Here is a 2,150-nt window from a genome sequence, read left to right on the forward strand (position 1 = left end):
CCTTGGATAGTATCTTGCAGCGCTGTTAAAATCGCTTGGGAGTCACTGACAAAACCGAAGCATTGTTTGACATTGTACAACGTCGCCAGCCAACAATATTCAGGAGAAGTGGTAGCGGTACAATCTTTAACTAACACGCAGTCATATCCTAAAAAGCTGGCATCACATAACGTAGCTAGTACACATTGATCGGCATTAACACCAGCAAAAAATAATGTTGTCTTTCCCAGATTCCGCAAGATACTATCCAAGGGTGTATCCCAAAACCCACTCATGCGGTATTTGTTCACACGAATATCTTCGGGAATCTGTTCTAGTTCGTCTACTACTGCTGCGGCCCAACTACCTGCCATAAGTACTCTAGCACCATTGCTTGGCAGTGGATCGCCCAATCCCACACCTCCCCCTGTGGGATTATAGACGTGACGCGAACCAGCACTAATATTGAGCAAGTCGGGACGATTTCCCCAATTTATCCAAATTACCGGAACACCAGCTTCACGCAGTTCTGGAAGTAAGTTGTTCAAAGGTTCAATAGGCTGACGCGCTGGAGTTACGTCTACGCCGATATGCGCTAACCAGCCATCAGGGTGACAGAAGTCGTTTTGCATATCAATGACGAGGATAGCAGCTTTTGCCAAGTCTAGGCGCAGGGTTTTAGTTTCTGTTGATAAAATAACAGGTTGTGGGGGCTTTTGAGGACGAGTGATATCTGCGATCGCATCATTCACTGCCCACGCATTTGGTGGAACTCCCAATGTCCGTAATGGTAAATTCATAAAATTGCAATACGCAACGCCATTTTCTATTTTGTAACTTGAAATTCAGTTCAAAATACAATTACTTAATCAAGGTTAAATATGCTAGATTTCACCATCCAGAATGTTTTGATTGCCACCGATGATGATTATGCAACGGTAGATGTACAGATTGTAGATGGTGCAATCGCTGCCATTGCTTCCAATCTACAAGCAATTGGCACTGTTATAGATGGCAAAAATAAGCTATTGCTACCTGGCTTTTTCAACGCCCACACCCACTCATCAGAGATGTGGCAGCGAGGAATCATGTCAGTTTTCCCTTTAGAATTATGGTTGGCGGAACTGTATGATTTTGCCCCCCTCGATCCCGAACAGGTTTATCTGAGCGCCTTGGGTACTGCGGTGGAAACCCTACTTTCCGGCGGTACGAGTGTAGTAGATCACCTGGTGTTAATTCCCGGACTTGAGTTAGAAACGATCGCCATTGCAACTCGTGCTTACAGAGAAGTGGGAATTCGCGCCTTTATCGCCCCTTTAATTCAAGATGAATCCCTCACCGCAGGTATCCCATCTGGGGAATCAGCCCAAACTCATGAACCTTATTTTCGCTCAACTGCGGCAACACTGGAAATTATTGAAGAAGCGGTGAGACAGTTTCATCGCCCGGATGAGGGTATAAATATTTTAGTTGCACCAACGGGGATTCAATTGTGTACTGATGCTTTATTTCAGGGGTGTAGTGAGTTAAGCTCACGCTATAATCTTTGTCGTCATTCTCATTTACTCGAAACCAGGGCACAGGAAAAACTCGCCCAAGAAAAGTATGGTTGTACTGCTGTGGAACATTTGAAAAGAATCGGATATTTGAGCGATCGCACAACTCTAGCTCATTGCGTCTGGTTAAATGATGCTGATATCGCCATTCTCGCCGAAACTCAATCTACAGTTGTTCATAATCCTTTAAGTAATTTGCGTTTAGGCAGTGGCATCGCCCCGATTTTAAAATATCGCCAAGCTGGAGTCAATGTAACTTTTGGTTGTGATGGTGCTTCGAGTAATGACTCTCAAGATTTGCTAGAAGCTATTAAAATTGGTTCTATTTTACATAATGTTACAGGCTCAGATTATCAACACTGGATTACGCCCAGACAAGCAGTAGAAATGGCATCCTTGGGAGGTGCAAAGGGATTGAATATAGCAGACAAACTCGGTTCTTTAACTGTCGGGAAACAAGCAGATTTGGTACTTTATGACCTCACCAATTTATCATTACTACCTCGTACAGATCCCATTGGCTTATTAGTCTTAGGTCGTCCTACCAATGTTGTTAATAGTGTTTGGGTAAATGGTAAGCAAATTGTTGCTAATCTGAGCCTGTAACATTATGTA

The 2,150-nt window shown here is 43.6% G+C and carries 2 protein-coding genes; one reads left to right on the forward strand and one right to left on the reverse strand.

Annotated features, from left to right (window positions below):
* Nucleotides 1–779: cysteine hydrolase family protein (locus LC574_RS37055; protein WP_229458611.1), on the reverse strand; the 779-nt coding region annotated here is incomplete at its 3' end.
* A gap of 81 nt (nucleotides 780–860) precedes the next feature.
* Between LC574_RS37055 and LC574_RS37060 the strand changes: the two genes are divergently transcribed.
* Nucleotides 861–2,141, forward strand: a complete 1,281-nt coding sequence (locus LC574_RS37060) for an amidohydrolase (protein ID WP_229458612.1) — start codon at nucleotides 861–863, stop codon at nucleotides 2,139–2,141.
* Nucleotides 2,142–2,150 lie beyond the last annotated feature (9 nt).

Origin of the sequence: Nostoc sp. CHAB 5715 (assembly GCF_020829685.1) — a bacterium.
GTDB lineage: Bacteria > Cyanobacteriota > Cyanobacteriia > Cyanobacteriales > Nostocaceae > Nostoc.

Coding starts and splice junctions, on each gene's coding strand:
- LC574_RS37060 (WP_229458612.1), top strand. CDS start 861: ATGCTAGATTTCACCATCCAGAATGTTTTGATTGCCACCGATGATGAT.